This is a genomic window from Halorubrum sp. Atlit-28R (assembly GCF_003665955.1).
Lineage (GTDB): Archaea > Halobacteriota > Halobacteria > Halobacteriales > Haloferacaceae > Halorubrum > Halorubrum tropicale.
This window is the reverse complement of record NZ_QPLS01000007.1, coordinates 81,770-103,016: the sequence shown is the minus strand read 5'-3', so window position 1 is coordinate 103,016 and position 21,247 is coordinate 81,770. Positions and strand designations below refer to the sequence as shown.

The window sequence follows — 21,247 nt, the reverse complement described above, 5'->3', positions numbered from 1 at the left end:
GGCGGGTAGCCAAAATCAGTTCATCCTAATTAGCCGGGCTGGAGAAGAAATGACATTATAAGCGTCTGCAACGATCGATCGATGGATATTTTTCATTGATTCTGACATATTCCGATCTATAAAATGGCTATATGAAGCTATGAGATAAATGTCAGAGATCCGCTTTTTGTAAACGCCACGAAGTTGTGGATACTCGTTAATATACTCATTTGCAATTGATATTCTATCTTCAGTCATTTTATTTATATTGCCAGAGGTGTTTTTGCTGTGCTCTCTTTTGTACGCCAACGGCTCAGGGATATACTCAAATGTAAAGTCTCCAGCGATACGCAACCAAAACTCATAGTCATCACATCCATACAAGGAATCATCTAATAATCCATGCAAATCAAAGCACTTCTTCTTAATCATGGTAGTAATAGTTATTGGGGGATTAGACAAGAATATGTCTTTAATTCTATCTAAACGGCTTTCAGATACCGATTCAGTGGATAATCTTTGTTTCAGTGTTGTATTCTCATCCATGATGATAACATCGCCGTATACAACTCCAAGTCTATCATCACCATCCTTGAAAACCTGGAGCTGTTTCTCCAATTTCTCCTCGACCCACCGATCGTCTTGATCAATGAAACATATATAGTCGCCTCTTGCGCTTTCTATTCCAGTATTACGGGCTCCAGGCACCCCACGATTTGTATCGTGTCTTATTAGCTTTATCCGAGAATCGTTCATATCCTGAATTTTGTCTACCGAACCGTCTTTTGAGTTGTCGTCCACGATTATTATTTCGATGTCTTCTACAGATTGTGAAGTTATACTTGAGATACAATCCTTAATCCATTCTTCTCCATTATAGACCGGGAGGATTACTGAGACCGTGGGCATTATTACTGGCTAAATTCCGGTCCACTGTTAACTCTGACTATAGGAATACCCATCTTTAGCCACTTAATTTCGAGGATTATTTTATTGAATGGTGCTAACTCAAGCAGTTCCTTCGGAGTAACTCACTTGAACGGAAACTGACGCCGGCGTCACTGACAGGACAAAATGCCACAGGCAGGTGGTTTGAGGTCTACAGTACCTAGAATTTCTTCGAACGATTGATAGGCGAGACCAGCAACTGAACAGGTTCTCATATTGTACATCTAACCACTATGTGGGCACGGACTTCTGGGCACTGAATGAATCTACAGATATCCAAGATCCTCTAGCTTATCTTCAACGTTCTCCTGGACGAGCCCGTCAGACCCCTCAAGACTTTGCCGTTCGTGCCGTTCGATCCATTCGTCCAAGCGAGTCTCAAGTTCCAAGGACTTCTCTGAGTTGTCGTTCACAACGTTCTCCGCCTCATCCCGGTCTTTGACGACATCGTAGAGTGCTCTAGTTCCATCAGATCCTCGAACGAACTTGTATCCGTCTGCGTATATCGCTCGCAGTCTGCGGTCGTACACCGACACATCGAACTCCGGATTTTCACATCTTTCTTCCATTTTCTCCACCGGCGGGACCGGATTTAGATACTCCGCGACTATGGGCCGACTGTCGGAGTCAAAAAGCGACGTGCCGACTTGGACTTCCTCAAATCCGGCACCACCTACATCCGGAAGTATATCCGTGACGGTTGCAGGAATGTCGAGAGTACTCACCCTCGAGTTGGCATCGGCGATCATCCCGAGGTACTTGGGAAAGTGGGTGATGAGTGGGACCTTCGTCAGCGTCTCGTGGAGGCTATAGTTGTGTGACATAAGCTGATGATCCCCGATGTTTTCACCGTGGTCACCCAGTATAAATAGCATCGTGTCTTCCCAATCACCCGTCTGTTTGAGCGCGCCTACTATTTCACCGATTCGCTCGTCTGTATACTTGATTTCGGCATCATAGAGTCGCTCAAGGATGTCGAAATCGGCGTCGTCCATCTCGACGTTCCGAACATTATACTCGCGAGCGTTCTGGTTGACGTTCTCCACTTCGGCATCACTCACGTGCTCAGGGATGAACTCCCGCCTGTGGCTTTCTGGGGGTTCGTAAGGGAGGTGCGGCTCAAGGAAGTTCACGAACAGCAAGTAAGGCTGATCTTCACCAATGATTTCGCGTGATTTCGAGACGGCCGTTTTCCCTCCGTCGTCGTCTCTATAATCGAGTTGCCGGTAGGCAGCATTCATACCGTTTTTAATGAGTGATGGTACCGACTGTTCGGAGAGTAGCTTGTCGAGACGGTCGGGCAACGATCTACTCTTGTCGGTAAGGATGTTGACAAAGCTACGGTAACTGTCGCCCCCGAAAAGGGTGAACAACTCATGAAACTCGTCAAATCCTCTTGTCAATCCAAACTCGCTGGAAAACCACGGATTGTTGGCCATTCCGACCGTTCGATATCCGTGTCTATTCACGTAGTCTGCAAGCGTCTCCAAGGAATCCGGTAAACTACTATCGAGAGAATTCGTCCGGTGGATTGTCGGCGGCACACCCGTAAACAAGCTAGCGTGGCTGGGAAGTGTCCACGGTGACACAGAGGTGACCTCCTCAAACTTCGTTCCCTCCTCTGCTACGGAATCGATCGACGGAGTCGTTCGGCGGTCGTGACTATAACAAGAAAAGTTCCTCGCCCGTGCCGTATCAAGCACGAGTATTACGATGTTCGGAGTGTGTTCCTGTGGCCTTGTCTGGCCCATTGTTGATAAATGATGGAATAAGTGTACCACTCTTATACTTGTCTAAAAGCACTGACACAGCTCTCGCTCTCGGAGGGTTAGTCCATGCACTCTGTTAGAACGCGAATCCTGTACACAGACCTAATTCTCGAGTGTAGTTCGAGCGATAGCGAAACCAGGCTAACGTAGCGAGCGATAGACCGACGCGTACTTGTCGGAGATATTCTGTATCGAGAACTCAGTCTCCGCGAGTTCCGATGCTCTCTTAGAATGCCGTCGCATCAACCCCGGGCTGGAAATATATCCCTCAATAGCCTTAGCTATCGAATCGGGGTCCGATGGGGGAACCAGTTGCCCAGCGTCGCCGTTGTCCAGCATGTTGGGAACACCGCCGACTGAAGTTGCGATTGTCGGGACCTCCATTGCCATCGCTTCCATTATCGCCAAGGGCGTCCCTTCACCAAGCGACGGGAGCAGGAACACGTCCGCCACACCGAGTGCAGTCGTTTTTTCGTCTACGAATCCCGTGATATGTACTCTATCTGAGAGTCCGTGCGACTGAATCATCGCCCGCAACTCGTCAGTGTACTCTTTATCACGCTCCGGACCGACTATCAGGTAAGTGACATCGTCGCGGTCCATCCTGCTTATCGCCTCAACCGCGTACTTTTGCCCCTTCATCGGGTGTGTTTTCGCGAGGGTAACGACGACCGTATCGTCCGGACCGATCCCGTACCTGTCCTTCAGTTCCGCAACGGCCGTTTCGTCAACCTCTCGAGGCGCGATCTGCGACGTATCGATACCCCCTGGAATGACGCTGACATCCTTTCCCTGCTGCATATAGAACTCCCTATTGGATTCGGAGATGAGGACGATCTCGTCCGCCAGATAGTTGACGAATGGAATCACGGCTCTGACCAGCCAGTCCGGGTAGATGTTGTCGCTCACGAGGTACCAGACGACTGAAATCCCCTCAAGCTTCGCTGCAAGTGCCGGCTGTAACATCATGAGGCCGTTTAGGTGCACGACATCGGAATCTTGCTCGCGAAAGCGTCGTCGTATCTTCAAAACAGAGGCTGGTAACGTTGCGAGCCATCGTAGATTCCACATGAGTGCCCGAGCCGAGTCGAAGTGCTTGGGCAGGAAATAAGGTAATTTAGCGGTCTCTACTCCCCGCTCACTAGCCATCTCAAGGAAGTCTCCACTTTCTTCAGGAGTTACGATGACATTCTCGAATCCCCGGTCGTTCAGCGTCTCGGACACATCCAGCGTTTGAATCGATATCCCACCGACTGTATTGCCAGGTAGAAAGTGCAGTACTCTCATTATCTCGATCTCTCTTCCGGAATCGCTTTGAACGACTGTCGTGCCAGTGATTCGGCCTCGTCGACGCTCATAGATGGTTCGTAGCTCTCGCCCGCCAGTACGAGCTCCTCGACCTCAGACTGGATGCCACTACTGACTGCGTCGTCCATGCTCACCGTTGCGTCCGAACTGTAGCCAGTATATTCGTGAAACCACTGGCACTTCGGATGGTACGAGACGGCAAGGGTGGGAACTGCCTGGAGGAATGCGAATACGAGCGAGTGATATTTCATACCGATAACTCTATCCACTTTGTTCATACTTCTGACAAACGATTCGGGGTCATTCTGGTACAATCGTAACTCCGTGCTCACCCCGTCGAGTTCAGAGAGCAGAGCCCGAGACATAGAGACATCGTCGTTGAACTCACCGGTGTGCAAGACAAAGACCACCACTCTCTCGACGTTTCGGTGCCCATCGGCGACGCGGTGAATGGCATCAGCTACAGCAGTCACTATCTCGTCGTCTTTCTCCGGGTCGTCGTAATATTTCTCGTACGCAGGAGTGAGCGAAATACCTATCGTCAAGTCGGCTGATGACTCACCGCTCGACGATTCCGACTGAGGATCGTCTCTGCGAACGACTCGATCGAGCAGTGGTGCCACATCGAAGCCCAATACGGGCGAGATTTTGGAGGGACTCGGCAATGATTCGACAATCTCCCGCGAGCGCTCGTCCCTCACTGATACGTTGTCGACCAGCATCACAACGAGTGTGGTGAGAGTCCGGTAGAAGCGGCCGTCGATGGGACCAATCCCGTGGGCGAGCAGATCGACTTCCGTTCTCCAGAGCTTCGCCCAGAGTATCGCCAGAATGTAGAACGAGAACACCTTCACTCGGTCGTAGGAGTCACCCTGAGTGTGAAAGTGAGTTCCACCTGTCATAACGATTCTGTCGACCTTCGCGATCGACCTGAAGATACTACCTACCGAATAGGTTATTGTTTGAACATCGTCATTCTCGAATACTGGTTCCGGACCGGTAGTTACGATGAGCTGTCTCAGCGTGGATCTCTTCGCAAGCTGGCGAACGGTCGCAAGCCCGATAGCGTCGTCACCCGCGTTGCCGAACCCAAAGTATCCGATTACGAGCGTCAAGTCTGTCATGTCCAAGTCAACGTAGCAAGCCCTCAATAGATAGCGTGGTATTGTTGTACATAATCAGGTGGGAAGACTGTTTCACTCTATCCCCTATCTCATAAAGCAAGATACTATTAATTTCCGCTATCAATGCCGATTCAATGGATGGGAAATCTAAGAACGTCGTTTTGATTACTGTCGACGCTCTGCGCCAAGACCATTTGGGATACGCTGACACACAGGAAGCCGTTCCGACACCAAATATCGATTCTCTTGCCGACGAGTCCACAGTCTTCACGCACGCCTACGCCAACGGACCCCATACTCGGGCATCTTTCCCGTCTATTCTAACCGGAACGTATCCTTGGGAGTACGGGGGATACGACCGTATCGTCCCTGATCGACCACACATCGCTGACTGGATGCAGCAACACGGTTACCGGACTGGAGGGTTCCACTCTAACCCGTACCTTGGGCCAGAATTCGGATACGGACGCGGGTTCGATACGTTTCGGTCCGGGAGTGACGAGGAATCAGTCATGGAGAAGTCTCGTAAGTTAGTGATGGAGCGGTTTTTCGGAGAGTCAAAAAATACGCTCGCATACAAACTCATCGAACGGACTCACTCCCTGATGGAGTACGTTACCGGGCAAACCATCGGAGTTCCCTACGTTAAGGGTCAAGAGCTGAACCGGATGGTTGAGAAGTGGTTCAAGACTACGGACTCAGAATCCTGCTTCGCCTGGGTCCACTATATGGACGTTCACGACCCGTATCTACCGAAAGACGATACCCGGAGTTCAGGCGTCGATTCCCGGCGAGCGATCCAGTTACAGAAACAGATGGTCAACTCACCGGATAGGTTATCGACAGCCGATCGAAAGGAACTAAAACAGCTCTACAAAGGGGAGGTAGAGTACGTGGACGGCTGTATCGGGGATCTGTTAGAAATTGTCGATGAACATCTCGGATTTGAGGATACCGTTGTTGGTCTCATTTCCGACCACGGTGAGGCTTTCGGCGAACACGACTACTACAGACACCCACATGAGTTCCACGAAGAGGTCTCGCGCATCCCAATCATGTTCCGACAGCCGGACACGGAAGGGGACAGAGTGGACGTTCCTGTATCAAATGTCGACGTGTTCCCCACCCTGCTGAGCTGTGTGGGCGTTCCAGTTCCCGACGCGTGTTCTGGTCGGAATATCCTCTCAGACGATTTCACCAAGCAAGACGACAGAGGCGTATACGGTCATACCGGTGACCCGAATCAGGGGAAGGCTATGGTCGTCAATAGAGATTGGAAGTACGTCCAAGACATGTCGTCGGACTGGGAGACGCTCTACGATATGGAAAACGATCCGGGAGAACGAACCAACATCGCAGCCGAACGAACCGAGACCCGAAAGCGACTGAAGACAACATTACAGAGTCATTTAAGTGGTCTTGAGGGCGGAGGAACGGAAGTATCGTCCCCCGACGTATCCGGGGATGTCGAAGACCGACTTGAACAACTGGGGTACAAGTGATGAGCAAGCCAGTAAACGACAAGCCGAACGTCCTCGTTTTCATCAGCGACGCACTCCGAGCCGATCATCTCTCGTGTTACGGCTACGAACGCGAGACGACCCCGAATATTGACGAATTCGCTACAGAACACACCAGGTACGAGAACGCGTTCACGCCATCAACTTGGACACGTTCCGTCGCACCGTCGATCCTTACCGGAACATACCCGTCGGTACACGGTGTGAATACGCTCGACGACTTCTTTAATTGTGACCTACCCCGCTGGCCGGAGATTCTTCGGGAGAACGGGTACAATACGGTCGGGATCTCCGCGATTGGTAACGTCTCTTCGGGAATTGGCTTCGACTGTGGCTTCGATGAGTTCGTTGACCTTTACAAAGACGAGTCGCTCACGTCACATCGCACTGAATCGACGGCTGGTGATGAACTGCTTGAACACGAGTCCGGGCGTGTCGTGTTCCCAACAGCTAAGCAGGTTATCGATCGATTCGAAACAGAAGTCCTCGAACAAGATGGGGAAGAACCGTTCTTCTCATTCTTGTGGACGATAGACCCACATGACCCGTATCAGCCCCCAGACGGCTTCGAGGAGTACGTCGATGCTGAATATGATGGGCCGATTGACGGCACACGCGAGAGTCTCCGTCGTGCGTCGAGCGAAGACGACTTCCAGCGACTGATCGACCTCTACGACAGTGAGATCAGACACACCGACCACGCCTTCCGCAACCTGCTGAATCGCCTGGAGCAGTATGGCGTATTCGACGACACGATGGTGATTTTCGCGGGCGACCACGGGGAAGCCTTCGGTGACCACGACGGCAACGTCGGCCATTCGCACGTTCCCTACGAGGAATTGATGCGCGTTCCGATCATCGTTCGCTATCCCAACGACCAACCGAAGTGGGACGGTGACGACGCACTGGTGAGTTTGATCGACCTAATGCCGACGACGCTGGACTACCTCGGTGTCGACAATCCGTCACAGATGGACGACGACGTCTCGGGTCGGTCTGTGCTGAAACGGGGGCGATCCGTCGTTTACTCAGAAACCGACTATGCGGACATCCAGAACTCGTTCTACGCTGTTCGGCGACAGCGCCTGAAGTACATCAAGACTGAATCACCGAACCGTGGTATCCAGCCATATCTACAGAAGCTTATCGATCCAGAATTCATGCTCCAGGTGCTGACGAATCCAGTTTACTTTCTACACCGACGTTTCGGAGAAACTTCTGAGCAGCTCTACGATATCCAGCATGATCCAAAAGAAAGCAAAAACTTGGTAGAATCGAGCGGCCACGTAGACGAACTCCGAGAACAACTGGCAGACTGGAGAGCGAAACTCAAGGATACCGAATCTACTGAAGGCCCGTCTGATGTACAGAATGGGCTTGATGAGCAGACTGAGAAACAACTACGTGAGATGGGATATATTGAGTGACACAACGTATAATCATCAAATCAAATAATACCCTAAAAGGTTCTGTAGTTTTGGCACACGGCAGAAATTTACCAATACCACACACTCTGGCTGGAGTTGAATTCGAGATTTGAGATATATTTCTCAGAACTCTAGCTACTAGCAATACACACGGGTGGCTCTGTTAAACGTACACCCAATGTGAAAATGACTGTCAATTCATTGTGTGGCAGTTGTGCCAATCAGTGTTAATGTGGGTGCTGTGAATGCGGTCAAGCGGACTCAAGATCTGGTATTTGTGTAACGGTTCGATGCCGTTATTGCGGAATTCTCTACGGAAAGATTCGGGCCTGATTAAGGGTCAACGATAAAAATCCATAGAAATCCGCGTTTTGGCAGAAGAAACGCTATCTGATTTCCATATTGTGTTTAATCAAGATTCTCGAGACTGGCGTTGAAGACCGTCTCGAGGATCTCGGTTATCTCTGACTAAGTGTCCTGATCGATGACGTAATAGCAAGATTATTTGCGGCTGACAAGTATTCGTGTGTATGGTAGATTGGGAAGAAGAGCGGGTACTCGTAACTGGTGGAGCCGGGTTTATTGGATCATTCCTGACTGAGGAACTACACTCGCGTGGCGCGGATGTCGTCGTTGCGGACAAATTCACAAAGGGGCACGGACGGATCGCGCACCTCGCTGACGAGGTTGAAATCCGACCGACTGATCTCACGACGCATAAGGGATGTATCGAGGCGACCGAAGGAATCGACCACGTCTTCCATCTTGCTGCAAGCGTTGGTGGGATCCACTTCATTCAGCGTGAGAACATCGGCGGGCTCACCCCGAGCGTACTGATGAATCAACACCTGCTGGAGGCGGCGCGGATCAACGACATCGATCGGTTCCTCTTCGCGTCGAGCGCCTGTATCTACCGGCAACAACACGACAACCTGAACCAGTTCAGTGAGGATCAAGCGATCCCCGCGAACCCCCATAGCACGTACGGGTGGGCGAAAGTCCTCGGAGAGGTCGCGTGTGATGCGTATCACGAAGACAGTGATATCAAGACTGGGAGCGCCCGAATCTTCAACGCCTACGGCCCGCGAGAGAACCTCGACCCGGACAGTAGTCACGTGATCCCGTCGCTCTGTCGGAAAGCCATCGAAGCCGAAGACGGTGGCTCGATAGAACTGTTCGGTGATGGGACCCAGGAACGTGGATTCATCTACGTGACCGACCTCGTCGACGGTCTGATCGAGATGATGGAGGCGAAAGTCGACGGCGAACCGCTCAACATCGGTAACGCGAAAGAAGTCGTGTCGATGAACCAGCTCGCGGAGAAGATCATCAAAATCAGCGGAAAGGACCTCAGCATCGAACACGACCTCTCGATGCCGACTGGGACGGACAAGTACGCGGCAGATACGACAAAAATGGACGAGGCACTCGACTGGGAGCCCTCGGTCGCGCTTGACGACGGACTCGAACGTGTATACGAATACGCAGAGGATGAACTCGAAGGAACTAAACAGACCGCCGTCGCAGACGGAGGTGACTGATGAGTGAATGGAACGACGAGCATGTGCTCGTCACCGGCGGTGCGTCGTTCATCGGAAGCCACCTTGTTGAAGATCTCGTCGCGGAAGGCGCAGATGTCCGCGTAGCAGACGATTTCTCCAGCGGAGAACGAGAGAATCTTTCGGCGGTTGAGGACCAGATCGAGATCGTCAGCGGGAATCTCAAAGATCGGTCGTTCGCTGACGAAGCTACGGCAGACATCGATACCGTCTTCCACCTTGCCGCGGACCACGGCGGCCGAGGATACATTTCAAACTATCCGGCGAACTGTGCCTCGAATATGGCGCTCGACAACATCGTGTATGAGTCTGCCGCCAAGAATGGCGTCGATCGGATCTCCTTCGCCTCGAGCGCCTGTACGTATCCGACGGACATCCAACAGGAACGCCAGCGACTCCGCGAGGACATGGTGAGCTTCGAGGAGCGTGGCGGGGCGTACGCCGACGAAGTCTACGGCTGGGCGAAGCTGATGGGGGAACGCTCCCTCCGAGCCTACCAGGAGCAGTACGACATCGACACGAGTATCGTCCGGATATTCACCGCGTACGGCCCTCGTGAGAACGAGACCCACGCGATTGTCGCGTTCATGGCGAAGGCGTACGCGGAACAGGACCCGTTCCCAATCTGGGGTGACGGGGAACAAACGCGGAACTTCACCTACGTCAAAGACATCACGCGTGCCCTTCGGCTCGCCGCTGAGAACATCACAGACGGGACTCCAGTAAACGCCGGAATCAGTCGGTACGTCACAATGAACGAGGCGGTCGAGATCATCTTCGACGATCTCGACTGGGAGCCTGACGAGATTGACTATATGACCGACAAGCCGCAGGGCGTTCGTCACCGGGCCGCGGACACAACCCGCGCGGAGGAACTGCTTGGGTGGGAGCCGGAGTACACCGTGGAAGAAGGTATCAAGAACACGCTCGACTGGTACGTCGACGCGCGTGACAAAGAGTACGTTCGGGAGAACCTCGAAACGCTGCTCCACGAACGATAACCTCTCGTCTCGGATATTTTAATGGCCGACGCAAACAAGGAGTACGTTCTGGTCACGGAGTATTTCCATCCAGATACGGCTTCGACAGGCCAGCTCATGACCGATCTCGCAGTCGGTCTCGAAAAGCGTGGCTTGGATATGACGGTTCTCACTGGTCAACCGAACTACCACAGCGGCGATAATGAGAAGCAACCCCGAGTGTCCACTCACGAAGGTGTTCAGATAAAACGCATTCGCGCACCACAGGTTCGTCAATCCTCGATTCCACGTCGCCTGTTCAACTGGGCGATCTTCACGGTGTGGATGTTCTTTGCGCTACTTTTGAGTCGTCCACAGAAAGAGCGTGAGGTCGTTTTCGTCTCGAATCCGCCGTTCCTTCCGGTCGCGATGTGGCTCGTCTGTCGCATTCGTGGCTGGGAGTACACCTATATCGTCTACGACCTGTATCCGGATCAGCCCGTCGAACTCGAGTATATTCCCGAGGGGAGCGTTCCCCACCGGATCTGGGATCTGCTCAATCGGCGAGCCTTTCTCGCGGCAAAACACATCGTCGCACTTGGTCCGGTCATGAAAGAGCGTATCAGCCGGAATGCGGGGCCAAAGTTCGACGACAGTAAGGTCGAAATCATCCATAACTGGGAGGACGAGGAGTTTATTCAGCCCATGGATAAAACGGAAAACTGGTTCAGCGAAGAACACGATCTCGTCGACCAGTTCACCATCCTGTACTCGGGAAATATTGGGGAGTTTCATGACCTCGAAACACTTGTCGAAGCGGCTGCAGAGTTCGAAGACGAAGACGTCCAGTTCCTGATCATCGGTGAGGGTGACAACAAGGGCACCATCGTTTCGCTGGCCGACGATCTTGGACTGCGTGGCGATACGGTTCGATTCCTTCCGTATCAACCGTGGGACGATCTTCCGTACAGTCTTACTTCGGCCGACGCCTCTGTCGTCACCGTGAAAGAAGGATTCGAAGGGATCTGTGTCTCGAGCAAACTCTACACTGCAATGGCAGCTGGTGAACCGGTCCTCACGATCGCTCAACCAGATGATGACGAGTCGCAGATCGTGGATACCTTCGACGCTGGGATCCATGTTGCACAGGGTGATGTATCAGGGATCGTTGAGGCGATCGAGACATGGCAAACGGACCCTGAGCTCGCGGATCGACAAGGGACCAACGCGCGCCACGCATTTGAAGAAAACTTCACGACGGATGCCTCGATCGACGAATACTACCGGATGCTTGTCGGGACTACGTCTCCGCAATCGCCTGACGCATGATTGATTCGTGACCGAGTTCGATTGACTCTCCGGCCTCCAAGAGTTCCTCAATATGCCAAAACTGTGCGTCACCCGCATCTGAGCCTGCTTGTACGTCGCCAGAGACCGCGCTCCGAGTCGTTCGGTAGATGATGACTAAGACGTGTGTTCCGTCCCCGTGATCGATCAGATTCGTCTCGAACAGTTCGAGATCGTCTGGAGAAACTGAGACCCCAGTTTCTTCTCGTAATTCTCTCGCAGCGGCGAGCTCAGGTGGTTCGTCTACCTCGAGGAAGCCGGCTGGGAGACTCCACGACCCGACGGCCGGTGGGTTTGTTCGTTTTACTAACAGTACCTGTTCGTCGTCGATGACGAGGACGCCTCCACAGGGTTTCGCATTTCGATAGACTGGTTGTGAACAGTGCCCGCAGTACGCTCGCTCACGACCCTCGATGTGTTTTGATTCAAGCTCTGCGCCGCATTCACCACAATAATTGGGAAATTCCATCATTATGTAACAAAATCAAAAAGGGTGTTAGTTATCCTCACAAACGACTTCCCGGAGCATCTGAAGAAGTTCCGGATAATTCTCAGCGAGTACCTCGACATCCTCGGCAAGTTCCTCGTCGATCCGCTTTTCTACTTCCCACTTGACGTTGCGGCGGCGATCCTGATCGCCTTTCGCTCCCGCGAGCACCTGCCGGTCATTTTCGGTTAAGAGGGCGCGAGTTCGAGCCACGATATCTCACCCATTCCACGTCGAGTTAATTAGGAATGTCGACCGGCCGTGAACGCGGGACCGCATCCGGACTGTTGCGCATAGGCAACGATTAAGTGCGTGGCGTGAGATGGATCGATTACAGAAGCGCGGGACGCCTCAACAGTGAGGCCGATGCTGGAGACATCGACCCCTGCGCTTCACCGGAGTGATGAAGCATGTTCGATCAGCCCTCGCCGGTGATGAATCCACCGGCACGACGACAGCGGAAACGGTTCAGACCACCCACTGGACAGGGCACCGGTCACGCCCACGTAGCAAGGCCAGACACCCGGGGAAAGCCATCGCGACACTGGTTCGAGGGGCAGCGATGACTGACCTCGATGCGATCCGCGATGTCTACGCTCGGATCGAGTGTGATCTGCTCGTGGTCGGAGACTCGATCATCACCGATCGCCACCATGCGTCGAGTGGCAACTACGAGGAGACCGACCCACAGAACCAGATCGGCGGGATAATTCCCGCGTATCCGTTGTCGGGCTGGCTGCGCCACGGCATGGAGTCGGTCGTCCAGAAACGAGGCGGTACCGCGTGCCATCCCGGTGAGGCGAACGCGAACTTCAGAAAGACCGACGTGTACGATCGGGACCTCGATGCCGGGTATCACGAGAAAGGCGCATGCGTCGATACCCCGGCACACGACGACGACGGCTGTGTCATCTTCGACCTGTTCGGCGGCTTCGATGGGGTCCCCGGCACACTCCTGCGCCGGCCGATTCGGTTTTCGCCGGTTCGGTCGAACGTCCAGTACGAACGCGGCCACGCGGAAGGCCATTATCGCCGGCTCAATCGAAACGTCGTCTCTCGAAATCCCGAGGATAACCGCGAACCGCTCCGGAACACTGAGGTCGACGCCGTCGCGAACCTCGACGGCTGCTGGCAGCTCTCCTTTCGCGATCCAAAGCCGGCGTTTCTCGGGCTCGTAGCCGAGGCGATCACATTTCTGGACGACCACAACACCGACTTCATGCACCAGCTCGGCGGATCGCGAAATTTCGGCGGCGGGATCGTCGACTGCGAGCTCATCAACCCGCTCTACGAGGAGCGCGAGCTGAAGCGCACGTTCAACCGCGCGAACGGACCCACAGCCGATATGGAAGAGAAAGACGATCAGTGGACTGAGTCCTATCGTCCCGAGATTGAGAACGCCCTCGCGGACCGACTTCACAGTGATCACGCGTGAGCGATCGACTGAACGGCGCGATCGCAGGTCATCCCGCGACCAGCGCCGCCAACGAACTCCTCGTGGCGTACCGCCACGACATCCACAAGCTCACCGGTGACGCGCACGACCACGCCGACGACATGTTCGCGGGCGTGCCCGTGAACGACCCCGTCCCCCACGGGGCGGACAGTGATGCGGCGGCCCTCAGCCGGCCCGCGGGCCAGCCGCAACAGACCGTCGAGGCCCACGGGAGCCACTACCGACTGTCCCTCTGTACCGGACGGAGTCAACGCGAGACGATCACCGGATCGGACCCGGAGGCGACAATCCGAGAGCTGGTGACCGAATCCGATCCCGAAGCCGACCATCGCGCGTGGCTCACGAACGCAGTTGTCAGCGCGTTCAACGAGAGCGTCTACTACCCTTACACGTCGCTCAAGTACCACACGCTCCTCGTGGGTGCCCTGGTCGACAACTACTGCGCTGGGCACGGATTCGACGAGTTGGCACTCGTTGTCGATCCGGGGGATACCCTTGTTCCCTACCGAACGATCTATACCGACGAGCGGTTCTGTCTCCGGATTTCGCCGGCAGCTACCTGCGAGGACCGGCCATACGCTCGTCTCGGATCCCATCCCCACCGCTCGTGGGCAACGACGTGGCAGCGGTTACCTGCCCATCCGCTCGCCACAGACACCGACCAGTGGGCGCGGGTACTCGATACGAATCTGCGGCGCATCCGGAGTTGGTCGACGGCGCTACAGTATCTCGACGACGTCCGTGACGGGGGTGCGTGGCAGTGAGTCGTATCCAGCAGGTGCTGTGGGAGTTGGAGATCGATTACCTCGGTCATCCGTACTACGTGACGGGCAACGCGATCTATCACGCGATCGGCCAACGCCTCGATGCCGACACCGCACAGACACTCCACGCGAGCCACGGCATGTTCGTGCCCGGCCAGTTCGGTACCTTCCCCGAGGAGCACTCGAAGAGCGGCACGAAGCCGTACCTCGGATCGTCGCTCCCGGAGGTCAACGCGTACGACGATCTGTTCCTGTTTCGGGAGCCGTCCTCACCGTGGTTGCTCGACGGACAGCCACGGGATGCGCTCAACACCCATCCGGTCCGGACACAACATGGCCAGCCAGCGTTTGCCCCCGAGACGATCATGGGTCGACCGGACGACCATCGGTACGACACCCAAACGACGACGTGGTACATCCACGCGTATCTTCACGCGGACAATCCGGATGTTCTCCCCCTCGATCAGGCGACACTCGATGGGCTCCAGTTCGGCGGGCAGCGGAACTACGGATACGGCCGGACCCAACTAAAAGACACGCAGCTGAGTGAGCTCGATGCGCTTGATTACAGTCGACTCCGCGATAGGGAGGCGTACACGCTCACATTCATCAGCCCCTTCGTCCTGCGTTCGGAGTACCCGTCCACGAACGATGTCGACGTGCCATGGTGGTGGGCCGTCGACGAGGAAGCCATCCTTCGTTACCGCGAAGAGCGGATCGTCGAAGGAGCGGACGTGTTCCGGTGTGAGACCGTCGATCACGGCCAAGTTGTTGGCTACAGCGGCGATCGACCGATCGAGACGGCGAAAAACGCGATCACTCGCGTCGGGTCTCACTCGAAGTACGGCTTTGGGGAGCTCCGCATTCGACCGATTGCGGACCACCACCAGCGTGGTGGCAGAGCGCTTGCGAGCGTTAGACGCGGCGAAGTATCCTGACGCACCACTGACGACGCGGCCACAAGACACCCTAATAAAGATGATCGCACTTGCACAGAGAACTTCCTCGAGGCGATGGCCGCGGACTGTACCGTCATCGCGGCCGATCACCCGGAGTCGGCCGCCGACGAAGTGATCGCCGATGCCGGCTTTCTCGTCGAGCCCACGGTCGACGCGCTCACGGAGCGACTCGACGCCGCGCTGGGCGGCGCTCGTCCGCCCACGGCACCCGTCGCCCACGCCCGAGGGTACGACTGGGACGCGATCGCCGAGCAGGCCGAAACGACGTACCGGCGCGCGATCGACGGCACGTGGTGAGGGGCGTTCGGGGGTGGCACGGCTCACCTGGGGGCAAACCCGAAGCGTCGTACTTCGTCACAGGACGTGAGTTGAGAAACTACTATATACTACACGCTACTACATGCTAGTACAGTATGCCCGTCTACCTCGAAACCCACGATCCGGAACTCGATCTTCGACCGGGCACCACGAAGTCAAACATCGTCGCGCACCTGTATCAAAACCCCGAATGGGGGTTCTCTCCGAAAGATCTCGATGAGGATCTCGGCATCCCACGAGGGACGGCCACGACAACACTTGCTCGCCTCTATGACGAGGAATACGTGGGTAAAACTGAAGATGGATATTACCATGCGCTTCCCGAGCGTGATGACCTCCACCGATACGTCGCAAATCTTGATCAGGTGAATCGACTGTTTGCGCACCACCGAGACACAGACGACCCCGACCCCGAAGCGATGACGCCGGCAGAAGAGCCAGATGACGCGGACTTGGAGGCCGAACTCGACGAGCTCGAAGCGGATCTCCGGCATGAGTAGGCACCCGTCTGGAACAGTCTGTTGGGTTCGCGATCCGACGGAAGCACACGCAGACCGCCCGGCGGTCATTTTGGCGCACGACACGCACCCGTTCGGCGCAACCGACTGTACGATTATGTGTATCGGGACGAGCGCCAACAAATATCAGAACCAATACACTCCCGAAATAAAAGATACCCACTTGAGAGGGATTTCACTGAGTAAGGATTCGTATTTCATGCCGTGGGCGCTGTATACGATTCCACCGGGTGCGATCAGGCAGGGAAAACCAATCGGGAAGCTCACGGCTGTTGGTGAGAAGGAAATCAAAAAAGCACTTATATCAAACATTTGATTATTTTGTCGGATTCGATGAATACGCTTTGTACTGATCAGCTGGGATATCTCTCGGAATTGTTGTTCCACGACGAGCCCTCAAACGTGAGCGGCATGAAACAGAAGCGAACTCGCTCACCCACGCCGATCGGGTAGCGTTTTGCGGCGTCCTTGACGACGAAGCTGTGCTCACCGTCGCGAAGGAGATGGCGGCGGACTGTACCGTCATCGCGGTCGATCACCCCGAGTCGGCCGCCGACGAAGTGATCGCTGACGCCGGCTTCCTGGTCGAGCCCACGGTCGACGCGCTCACGGAACGACTCGACGCCGCGCTGGGCGGCGCCCGGCCGAAGACGGCTCCCGTCGATCACGCCCCGAAGTACGACTGGGACGCGATCGCCACACAAGCTGAAGCGGCCTATCGGCGCGCGATCGACGGCACGTGGTGAACGGCCTCGGGGTCAAGCCCCGAGTCACTCGCCTTGCTTATCTGTAGAAACATCGATCTGATTCATCCGACAAAAGTAAGGATCATATTTAATAGTAAGTAGAAAACTATTCAAGTAAGAGATGGCCGTTTCAGAAGACGCAACAATCACGAGTAAAGGACAGGTGACGATTCCGAAACGAATCCGAGACGAGCTCGGGCTTGACGCAGGCACAGAAGTCGAGTTCATCATTGAAGGAGATGGATCGATCCGTGTTCAGCTGAAGGAACCGCCACTCGAGCAGCTTCGTGCTATCAAAAAGCAACTCGCAGACCACGACATCGATGTCGAGAAGATGCGACGGGAGTCGAAGAGAGCTTGGAGCTCACATCTCGACGGAGATGCGCGGTGATATTCCTTGACTCGTGGGTCTGGCTCGAGTTTGTGTTCAGTGGCGACAAGGCTGGTGAGGCCGAATCGGTCATCGAACGCGCGAACACGCCCAAAGAGGGTGGACTCATTGCGCCAACGATCATCGCGGAGGTCTCATATCGAACGCGTGTCGTCGAGGACAACGAAACAGCGGAAAGAGCAGTTCGTGCGATCGGAGAGTTCCAACATATCGAGAGTATGCCGGTAATCGACGAAGTCGCCGCGTATGCTGCGGAGCTTCGATTCAAATATTATGACCCGGGAGAACGGGAACTGTCGTACGCAGACGCCATACATCTCGCAACCGCCGCCATTCACGACGACTGTGACACACTCTATTCTGGCGACCCGGATTTTGCTGGTCTTGATGAGATTGAGACCGTAATCCTGTGATGGGGGAGCGCGGGCTGAGAGCTCCCGCTACGCACTCGCAGCGGTATCGGCGTCGCCGCGATCGAGGAGGGGATAGTCGATGTGGACCTCGATCCGATCGAACGGGACGACGGGTTGGATCGCGCCGCTGGGGCCGCCTTCTTCGAGGGTGAGGATCCCTAACACGTCGAGCTGCTTCAGGTCCGAGTGGACATCCGACACGTCGCGATCGACGAGCCGGGCCGCCTCGCGCATGCTCTCAGGGGTCTCTGCCGCGATCGCGCGGATGAGCTCGAGGCGGAGCGGGGTGAGGCTGTCGACGAAGTCGTCGTAGGTTCCGAACTGGAGCGTCGCCGTTCCGTCCTGGGTGTCGAGATCATCGGCGTCGACATCCCGGACGAACTGGAGTGTGTCTTGGCGGAGCTGTTCGCGGTCGCCGACGGTGATATGGAGTGTGGTCATGAGTGGGATATTGGTGAGACGGGTGCGGTCGATCAGTGGGGTCGGGGCGGGTCACCGCCGACGGCCTCCCAGTACTCATCGGCGCTCGCCCAGAACTCCACGAGTCGGTCTTCCATCCCCGGAAACTCGATGTCGTCTCTGTCGCCGGCCGCGGTGTGGTGTTCGTGCCCCTTCGTGTCCTCGTGCGAGTTGTCATACCGGACGAGTGTGAGATCATCGAGGGTGCCCAAGTGGAGCGTGTACTTCCAGCCAGAGGGGTATGTCTCGGTATCATCGGTCGGCCGAAGCACGACGTTCTCGACGAGGCCGGCTTCAACATGCGTATACTGGAAGAGCGGCTCCTGTGGCATCCCCTACGTGTTGGGACAACGGCCAACAGTATAAGTGTTGGGCGAGACTCCAACAAACCCCAAACTGTCCCCGAGTTCTCTCTGGCCGAGGGGTCTCCGTACGTTCGTCCCAGACTGTCGTCGGAACAACCCCGTCGTCGATCTGAGTTTCAACGAGATGAAGCCGTTCGATGAGTGCGAGGGCCAACAGCGGCGGCGTGTGTACGATAACTGTCAGTCTTGCCCGTACGCAACGTCGAGTGCGAGGTCCGCCTCCGTGTAGTGGCGCTGGATCTTGCGGTCACCGAGTAGTCGGTGGAACGCCGCCTTCGAGAGCCCGGCGAGCTCCCGAGCCTTCCCGAACGAGAGATATCCCTCCCGGTACAGTGAGACTGCGAGTTCCTGCCGAACGATCGGCTCCCGATCCTCGGGCGGTGCCGCCATCGCATCTAGCACGTCGGATGGGATATCGATACTGCTCATACCTCCCAATTCGGTGTAATGCTACTTAGTGGCGCCGTTCAGTACGGATCCGTCCAGTCACGCCGATGCCGGCTTCCTCGTTGAGCCCACGGTCGACGCACTCACGGAGCGGCTCGACGCCGCACTAGATGGTGCCTGCCCACCGACATCACCCGTCGCCCACGCCCGGCAGTACGACTGGGACGCGATCGCCGAGCAGGCGGAAACGGCCTATCGGCGGGCGATCGACGGCGCGTGGTGAGCTAACCGACGCGGTCGATACCACGCGCTGTGTACACGCCCAGTTGCGAGCAAGCGTCGATCCCGGACGCCCACCGCAGGCGGGAGAATCTGATGAGGCCTACATCGTGTGAGCCCTCCCGAAGGACTAAACGGATATCGGTCGTATATCGTGGCATGACCTCGATCGTGCGGGACGAGTCGATTCGGTCCGGTGAGCCGCGTCTGGAGGGAACGCGGATCACCGTCCGCGATATCAAGCGGCGCGTAATCGATGCCGAGGAGGATCCACACGTCGTCGCCGGCGAGTACGGGATCTCGATGGCCGAGTGTTTCGGGGCGCTCGCACATTACTACGAACACCGCGACGCGTTCGAAGACGCTGAGCGGGCGGCCGAACGGACGCGTCGCGACGGCGAGCGCCAAACACGCAAGCTCGTCGACGAACGCCGCGGTGAGACTGCCGAGTCGACTGAGGACGCCGCGGAGTCGTGAGCCGGATTCTCGCCGACGTGAACGTGCCTGAAGAGTACGTCTCCGCACTCCGTGGTGACGGTCACGATGTCGAGTACTCGCGGGAGATCGCCGCACTTGGTCCGGAAGCGACCGATGACGCGATCGTGGCGTACGCCGCGTCCGAAGGGATGGCGATCATCACGACCGATGTCAAAGACTTTGCTGACCGAGACGCCGCGGTCCCGGTCTTCGTCGCCCCACAGGACATGACTGGTGGGGCGATCCGTGCGGCGGTCGCCCGCATCGAGGCGCTACCGTTCGATCCGGCGGAGACAGATCCCATCTGGCTCTCTGCGCTGTGATCGCCGACGCGGACTTCTGCGTCGAGCCCACGGACGACGCACTCACGGAGCGGCTTGATGCCACGCTGGGTTGCGCCCGGCCGCCGACATCACCGGTCGACCACGCCCGGCAGTACGACTGGGACGCAATTGCCGAGCAAGCAGAAACAACCTATTTGCGCGTCATCGATGAGAACTGGCAGAAATATTTCAGTGCCAAAAAGACGACGGTAGAGTCCCTCTACAGAGGTACTATCAGACTTTGGAACGATTCAATGCTTGTGGAGAGTGCGCTTCCTGTGGACACCGTTGTGTCTACAAAGCGCGTCGTGGAAACAGGAAACCCCACCCTCTACGAGCGAAGTCGGTAGACTGAGCGACGTAGGGTGGGGTAGTTGAGAGACCGCAAACCCAGCACTATCCCCGCAGCGAGCCCAAGCGAGAGTAGCCCCCACGCGACTGCCGCACTGCCGGTCACAACCAGTGACGGGACCGCAAGCCGAGCCAACAGGACAGTGATGAACGCAACGCTCCCGCCAGCAAACAGTACGAAGAGAGTGGCCCACGCACCTACCCAAGATTGAGACAAAGTGCGTACAGACGGCACCCAGCCGGCAGTAGTCGCAGAGCCGGTCGACGCCGCAGCTGAAGTCAGATCTCTTTCACCGGAGGCCACAGTACCGTCTCCTCGGAGAGCAATCTCCTCGTCACCGACACCAACCGACCCATCACCTCCGCTACCATCCGTCATCGCCGTCTCGCTAGTGGAACCACACTGGGCACCCTCCGAACTGTCCACACCACTCCAAACTAACCAGTACCGATAGGTCTGTGTTTGGGTGTCCCGTTCGAGAAACCCAGCCTGGACCAGATCCCGTAACGCCTTATTACTCGTTGTCCGCGAGTTGAACTCCAGATCGGGATAGGTCGCTTCGAGGTACGCTTGAACATCACTTCGCGTGAGCGCTTGCGTTGGGCTCGCTGCG

26 protein-coding genes and 1 pseudogene are annotated in these 21,247 nt (G+C 55.8%); 19 read left to right on the top strand and 8 right to left on the bottom strand.

Annotated features, from left to right (window positions below):
- Window positions 1–15: 15 nt before the first annotated feature.
- The 4 genes from DVK06_RS12350 to DVK06_RS12335 form a co-directional block, all read right to left on the bottom strand.
- Window positions 16–888: a glycosyltransferase gene (locus DVK06_RS12350; protein WP_121600468.1), complete on the bottom strand. Its 873-nt coding sequence runs from the start codon at window positions 886–888 to the stop codon at window positions 16–18.
- 305 nt (window positions 889–1,193) lie between these two features.
- Window positions 1,194–2,678 carry a sulfatase gene (locus tag DVK06_RS12345; RefSeq protein ID WP_121600467.1) on the bottom strand — a complete coding sequence of 495 codons (1,485 nt, stop codon included), beginning with the start codon at window positions 2,676–2,678 and terminating at the stop codon, window positions 1,194–1,196.
- A gap of 159 nt (window positions 2,679–2,837) precedes the next feature.
- The gene (locus DVK06_RS12340) at window positions 2,838–3,983 is read right to left on the bottom strand and encodes a glycosyltransferase family 4 protein (RefSeq protein ID WP_121600466.1); all 1,146 of its coding nucleotides are present in this window, start codon (window positions 3,981–3,983) and stop codon (window positions 2,838–2,840) included.
- A complete protein-coding gene (locus DVK06_RS12335; RefSeq protein ID WP_121600465.1) occupies window positions 3,983–5,128 on the bottom strand; it encodes a polysaccharide pyruvyl transferase family protein in 1,146 nt (381 codons plus the stop codon). Before DVK06_RS12335 ends, DVK06_RS12340 begins: the two co-directional genes overlap by 1 nt.
- Window positions 5,129–5,262: 134 nt before the next feature.
- Between DVK06_RS12335 and DVK06_RS12330 the strand changes: the two genes are divergently transcribed.
- The 5 genes from DVK06_RS12330 to DVK06_RS12310 all read left to right on the top strand — a co-directional run bounded on the left by DVK06_RS12330 (window position 5,263) and on the right by DVK06_RS12310 (window position 11,922).
- Complete coding sequence (locus DVK06_RS12330) at window positions 5,263–6,630, top strand: sulfatase (protein WP_121600464.1); 1,368 nt, start codon at window positions 5,263–5,265, stop codon at window positions 6,628–6,630.
- Window positions 6,630–8,075, top strand: a complete 1,446-nt coding sequence (locus DVK06_RS12325; protein ID WP_121600463.1) for a sulfatase — start codon at window positions 6,630–6,632, stop codon at window positions 8,073–8,075. The genes DVK06_RS12330 and DVK06_RS12325 overlap by 1 nt, the downstream gene beginning before the upstream one ends.
- Window positions 8,076–8,605: 530 nt before the next feature.
- Complete coding sequence (locus tag DVK06_RS12320) at window positions 8,606–9,616, top strand: NAD-dependent epimerase/dehydratase family protein (RefSeq protein WP_121600462.1); 1,011 nt, start codon at window positions 8,606–8,608, stop codon at window positions 9,614–9,616.
- Window positions 9,616–10,635 carry an NAD-dependent epimerase/dehydratase family protein gene (locus tag DVK06_RS12315; RefSeq protein ID WP_121600461.1) on the top strand — a complete coding sequence of 340 codons (1,020 nt, stop codon included), beginning with the start codon at window positions 9,616–9,618 and terminating at the stop codon, window positions 10,633–10,635. Before DVK06_RS12320 ends, DVK06_RS12315 begins: the two co-directional genes overlap by 1 nt.
- A gap of 21 nt (window positions 10,636–10,656) precedes the next feature.
- Complete coding sequence (locus tag DVK06_RS12310) at window positions 10,657–11,922, top strand: glycosyltransferase family 4 protein (protein ID WP_121600460.1); 1,266 nt, start codon at window positions 10,657–10,659, stop codon at window positions 11,920–11,922.
- On the opposite strand, the gene DVK06_RS12305 is transcribed toward DVK06_RS12310, so the two are convergent.
- On the bottom strand, window positions 11,894–12,412 hold the full coding sequence (locus tag DVK06_RS12305) for an NUDIX hydrolase (RefSeq protein WP_121600459.1): 519 nt from the start codon (window positions 12,410–12,412) through the stop codon (window positions 11,894–11,896). The two genes, DVK06_RS12310 and DVK06_RS12305, sit on opposite strands and share 29 nt — an antisense overlap.
- Before the next feature lie 21 nt (window positions 12,413–12,433).
- Between DVK06_RS12305 and DVK06_RS18685 the strand changes: the two genes are divergently transcribed.
- The 10 genes and pseudogenes from DVK06_RS18685 to DVK06_RS12255 all read left to right on the top strand — a co-directional run bounded on the left by DVK06_RS18685 (window position 12,434) and on the right by DVK06_RS12255 (window position 17,992).
- Window positions 12,434–12,619: a hypothetical protein gene (locus DVK06_RS18685; protein ID WP_158600077.1), complete on the top strand. Its 186-nt coding sequence runs from the start codon at window positions 12,434–12,436 to the stop codon at window positions 12,617–12,619.
- 370 nt (window positions 12,620–12,989) lie between these two features.
- A complete protein-coding gene (locus DVK06_RS12295) occupies window positions 12,990–13,862 on the top strand; it encodes a hypothetical protein (RefSeq protein WP_121600457.1) in 873 nt (290 codons plus the stop codon).
- The gene (locus DVK06_RS12290; RefSeq protein ID WP_233561696.1) at window positions 13,859–14,647 is read left to right on the top strand and encodes a hypothetical protein; all 789 of its coding nucleotides are present in this window, start codon (window positions 13,859–13,861) and stop codon (window positions 14,645–14,647) included. Before DVK06_RS12295 ends, DVK06_RS12290 begins: the two co-directional genes overlap by 4 nt.
- A complete protein-coding gene (locus DVK06_RS12285) occupies window positions 14,644–15,585 on the top strand; it encodes a hypothetical protein (protein ID WP_121600498.1) in 942 nt (313 codons plus the stop codon). The genes DVK06_RS12290 and DVK06_RS12285 overlap by 4 nt, the downstream gene beginning before the upstream one ends.
- Window positions 15,586–15,648: 63 nt before the next feature.
- Window positions 15,649–15,903 (top strand): annotated as a pseudogene (locus DVK06_RS12280) (glycosyltransferase family 1 protein); the annotation flags it as partial.
- Between the two features lie 116 nt (window positions 15,904–16,019).
- Entirely contained in the window at window positions 16,020–16,424 is a 405-nt protein-coding gene (locus tag DVK06_RS12275; RefSeq protein WP_121600456.1) for a helix-turn-helix domain-containing protein, read from the top strand.
- A complete protein-coding gene (locus DVK06_RS19790) occupies window positions 16,366–16,758 on the top strand; it encodes a type II toxin-antitoxin system PemK/MazF family toxin (RefSeq protein WP_369333403.1) in 393 nt (130 codons plus the stop codon). Before DVK06_RS12275 ends, DVK06_RS19790 begins: the two co-directional genes overlap by 59 nt.
- 166 nt (window positions 16,759–16,924) lie before the next feature.
- Window positions 16,925–17,188: a glycosyltransferase gene (locus DVK06_RS12265; protein ID WP_199718666.1), complete on the top strand. Its 264-nt coding sequence runs from the start codon at window positions 16,925–16,927 to the stop codon at window positions 17,186–17,188.
- Window positions 17,189–17,309: 121 nt separating this feature from the next.
- Entirely contained in the window at window positions 17,310–17,579 is a 270-nt protein-coding gene (locus tag DVK06_RS12260; protein ID WP_121600454.1) for an AbrB/MazE/SpoVT family DNA-binding domain-containing protein, read from the top strand.
- Complete coding sequence (locus DVK06_RS12255) at window positions 17,576–17,992, top strand: PIN domain-containing protein (protein WP_121600453.1); 417 nt, start codon at window positions 17,576–17,578, stop codon at window positions 17,990–17,992. Before DVK06_RS12260 ends, DVK06_RS12255 begins: the two co-directional genes overlap by 4 nt.
- A 27-nt stretch (window positions 17,993–18,019) precedes the next feature.
- Here DVK06_RS12255 and DVK06_RS12250 read toward each other — a convergent pair whose 3' ends face one another.
- The 3 genes from DVK06_RS12250 to DVK06_RS12240 form a co-directional block, all read right to left on the bottom strand.
- On the bottom strand, window positions 18,020–18,433 hold the full coding sequence (locus DVK06_RS12250) for a transcriptional regulator (RefSeq protein WP_121600452.1): 414 nt from the start codon (window positions 18,431–18,433) through the stop codon (window positions 18,020–18,022).
- Window positions 18,434–18,465: 32 nt separating this feature from the next.
- The gene (locus DVK06_RS12245) at window positions 18,466–18,783 is read right to left on the bottom strand and encodes a DUF6516 family protein (RefSeq protein ID WP_121600451.1); all 318 of its coding nucleotides are present in this window, start codon (window positions 18,781–18,783) and stop codon (window positions 18,466–18,468) included.
- Between the two features lie 213 nt (window positions 18,784–18,996).
- Window positions 18,997–19,245 carry a UPF0175 family protein gene (locus DVK06_RS12240; RefSeq protein ID WP_121600450.1) on the bottom strand — a complete coding sequence of 83 codons (249 nt, stop codon included), beginning with the start codon at window positions 19,243–19,245 and terminating at the stop codon, window positions 18,997–18,999.
- Between the two features lie 28 nt (window positions 19,246–19,273).
- Here DVK06_RS12240 and DVK06_RS12235 point away from each other — a divergent pair, with 28 nt between their 5' ends.
- The 4 genes from DVK06_RS12235 (at window position 19,274) to DVK06_RS19010 (ending at window position 20,632) form a co-directional block, all read left to right on the top strand.
- On the top strand, window positions 19,274–19,486 hold the full coding sequence (locus tag DVK06_RS12235) for a glycosyltransferase (RefSeq protein ID WP_233561695.1): 213 nt from the start codon (window positions 19,274–19,276) through the stop codon (window positions 19,484–19,486).
- A 155-nt stretch (window positions 19,487–19,641) separates the two neighbouring features.
- Window positions 19,642–19,959: a DUF433 domain-containing protein gene (locus tag DVK06_RS12230; RefSeq protein WP_121600449.1), complete on the top strand. Its 318-nt coding sequence runs from the start codon at window positions 19,642–19,644 to the stop codon at window positions 19,957–19,959.
- Window positions 19,956–20,282: a DUF5615 family PIN-like protein gene (locus DVK06_RS12225; protein WP_121600448.1), complete on the top strand. Its 327-nt coding sequence runs from the start codon at window positions 19,956–19,958 to the stop codon at window positions 20,280–20,282. The genes DVK06_RS12230 and DVK06_RS12225 overlap by 4 nt, the downstream gene beginning before the upstream one ends.
- Window positions 20,279–20,632 carry a hypothetical protein gene (locus DVK06_RS19010; protein WP_199718678.1) on the top strand — a complete coding sequence of 118 codons (354 nt, stop codon included), beginning with the start codon at window positions 20,279–20,281 and terminating at the stop codon, window positions 20,630–20,632. The genes DVK06_RS12225 and DVK06_RS19010 overlap by 4 nt, the downstream gene beginning before the upstream one ends.
- Window positions 20,633–21,247 lie beyond the last annotated feature (615 nt).

Coding starts and splice junctions, on each gene's coding strand:
- DVK06_RS12350 (WP_121600468.1), bottom strand. CDS start 888: ATGCCCACGGTCTCAGTAATCCTCCCGGTCTATAATGGAGAAGAATGG.
- DVK06_RS12345 (WP_121600467.1), bottom strand. CDS start 2,678: ATGGGCCAGACAAGGCCACAGGAACACACTCCGAACATCGTAATACTC.
- DVK06_RS12340 (WP_121600466.1), bottom strand. CDS start 3,983: ATGAGAGTACTGCACTTTCTACCTGGCAATACAGTCGGTGGGATATCG.
- DVK06_RS12335 (WP_121600465.1), bottom strand. CDS start 5,128: ATGACAGACTTGACGCTCGTAATCGGATACTTTGGGTTCGGCAACGCG.
- DVK06_RS12330 (WP_121600464.1), top strand. CDS start 5,263: ATGGATGGGAAATCTAAGAACGTCGTTTTGATTACTGTCGACGCTCTG.
- DVK06_RS12325 (WP_121600463.1), top strand. CDS start 6,630: ATGAGCAAGCCAGTAAACGACAAGCCGAACGTCCTCGTTTTCATCAGC.
- DVK06_RS12320 (WP_121600462.1), top strand. CDS start 8,606: ATGGTAGATTGGGAAGAAGAGCGGGTACTCGTAACTGGTGGAGCCGGG.
- DVK06_RS12315 (WP_121600461.1), top strand. CDS start 9,616: ATGAGTGAATGGAACGACGAGCATGTGCTCGTCACCGGCGGTGCGTCG.
- DVK06_RS12310 (WP_121600460.1), top strand. CDS start 10,657: ATGGCCGACGCAAACAAGGAGTACGTTCTGGTCACGGAGTATTTCCAT.
- DVK06_RS12305 (WP_121600459.1), bottom strand. CDS start 12,412: ATGATGGAATTTCCCAATTATTGTGGTGAATGCGGCGCAGAGCTTGAA.
- DVK06_RS12295 (WP_121600457.1), top strand. CDS start 12,990: ATGACTGACCTCGATGCGATCCGCGATGTCTACGCTCGGATCGAGTGT.
- DVK06_RS12275 (WP_121600456.1), top strand. CDS start 16,020: ATGCCCGTCTACCTCGAAACCCACGATCCGGAACTCGATCTTCGACCG.
- DVK06_RS19790 (WP_369333403.1), top strand. CDS start 16,366: ATGACGCGGACTTGGAGGCCGAACTCGACGAGCTCGAAGCGGATCTCC.
- DVK06_RS12260 (WP_121600454.1), top strand. CDS start 17,310: ATGGCCGTTTCAGAAGACGCAACAATCACGAGTAAAGGACAGGTGACG.
- DVK06_RS12250 (WP_121600452.1), bottom strand. CDS start 18,433: ATGACCACACTCCATATCACCGTCGGCGACCGCGAACAGCTCCGCCAA.
- DVK06_RS12245 (WP_121600451.1), bottom strand. CDS start 18,783: ATGCCACAGGAGCCGCTCTTCCAGTATACGCATGTTGAAGCCGGCCTC.
- DVK06_RS12240 (WP_121600450.1), bottom strand. CDS start 19,245: ATGAGCAGTATCGATATCCCATCCGACGTGCTAGATGCGATGGCGGCA.
- DVK06_RS12230 (WP_121600449.1), top strand. CDS start 19,642: ATGACCTCGATCGTGCGGGACGAGTCGATTCGGTCCGGTGAGCCGCGT.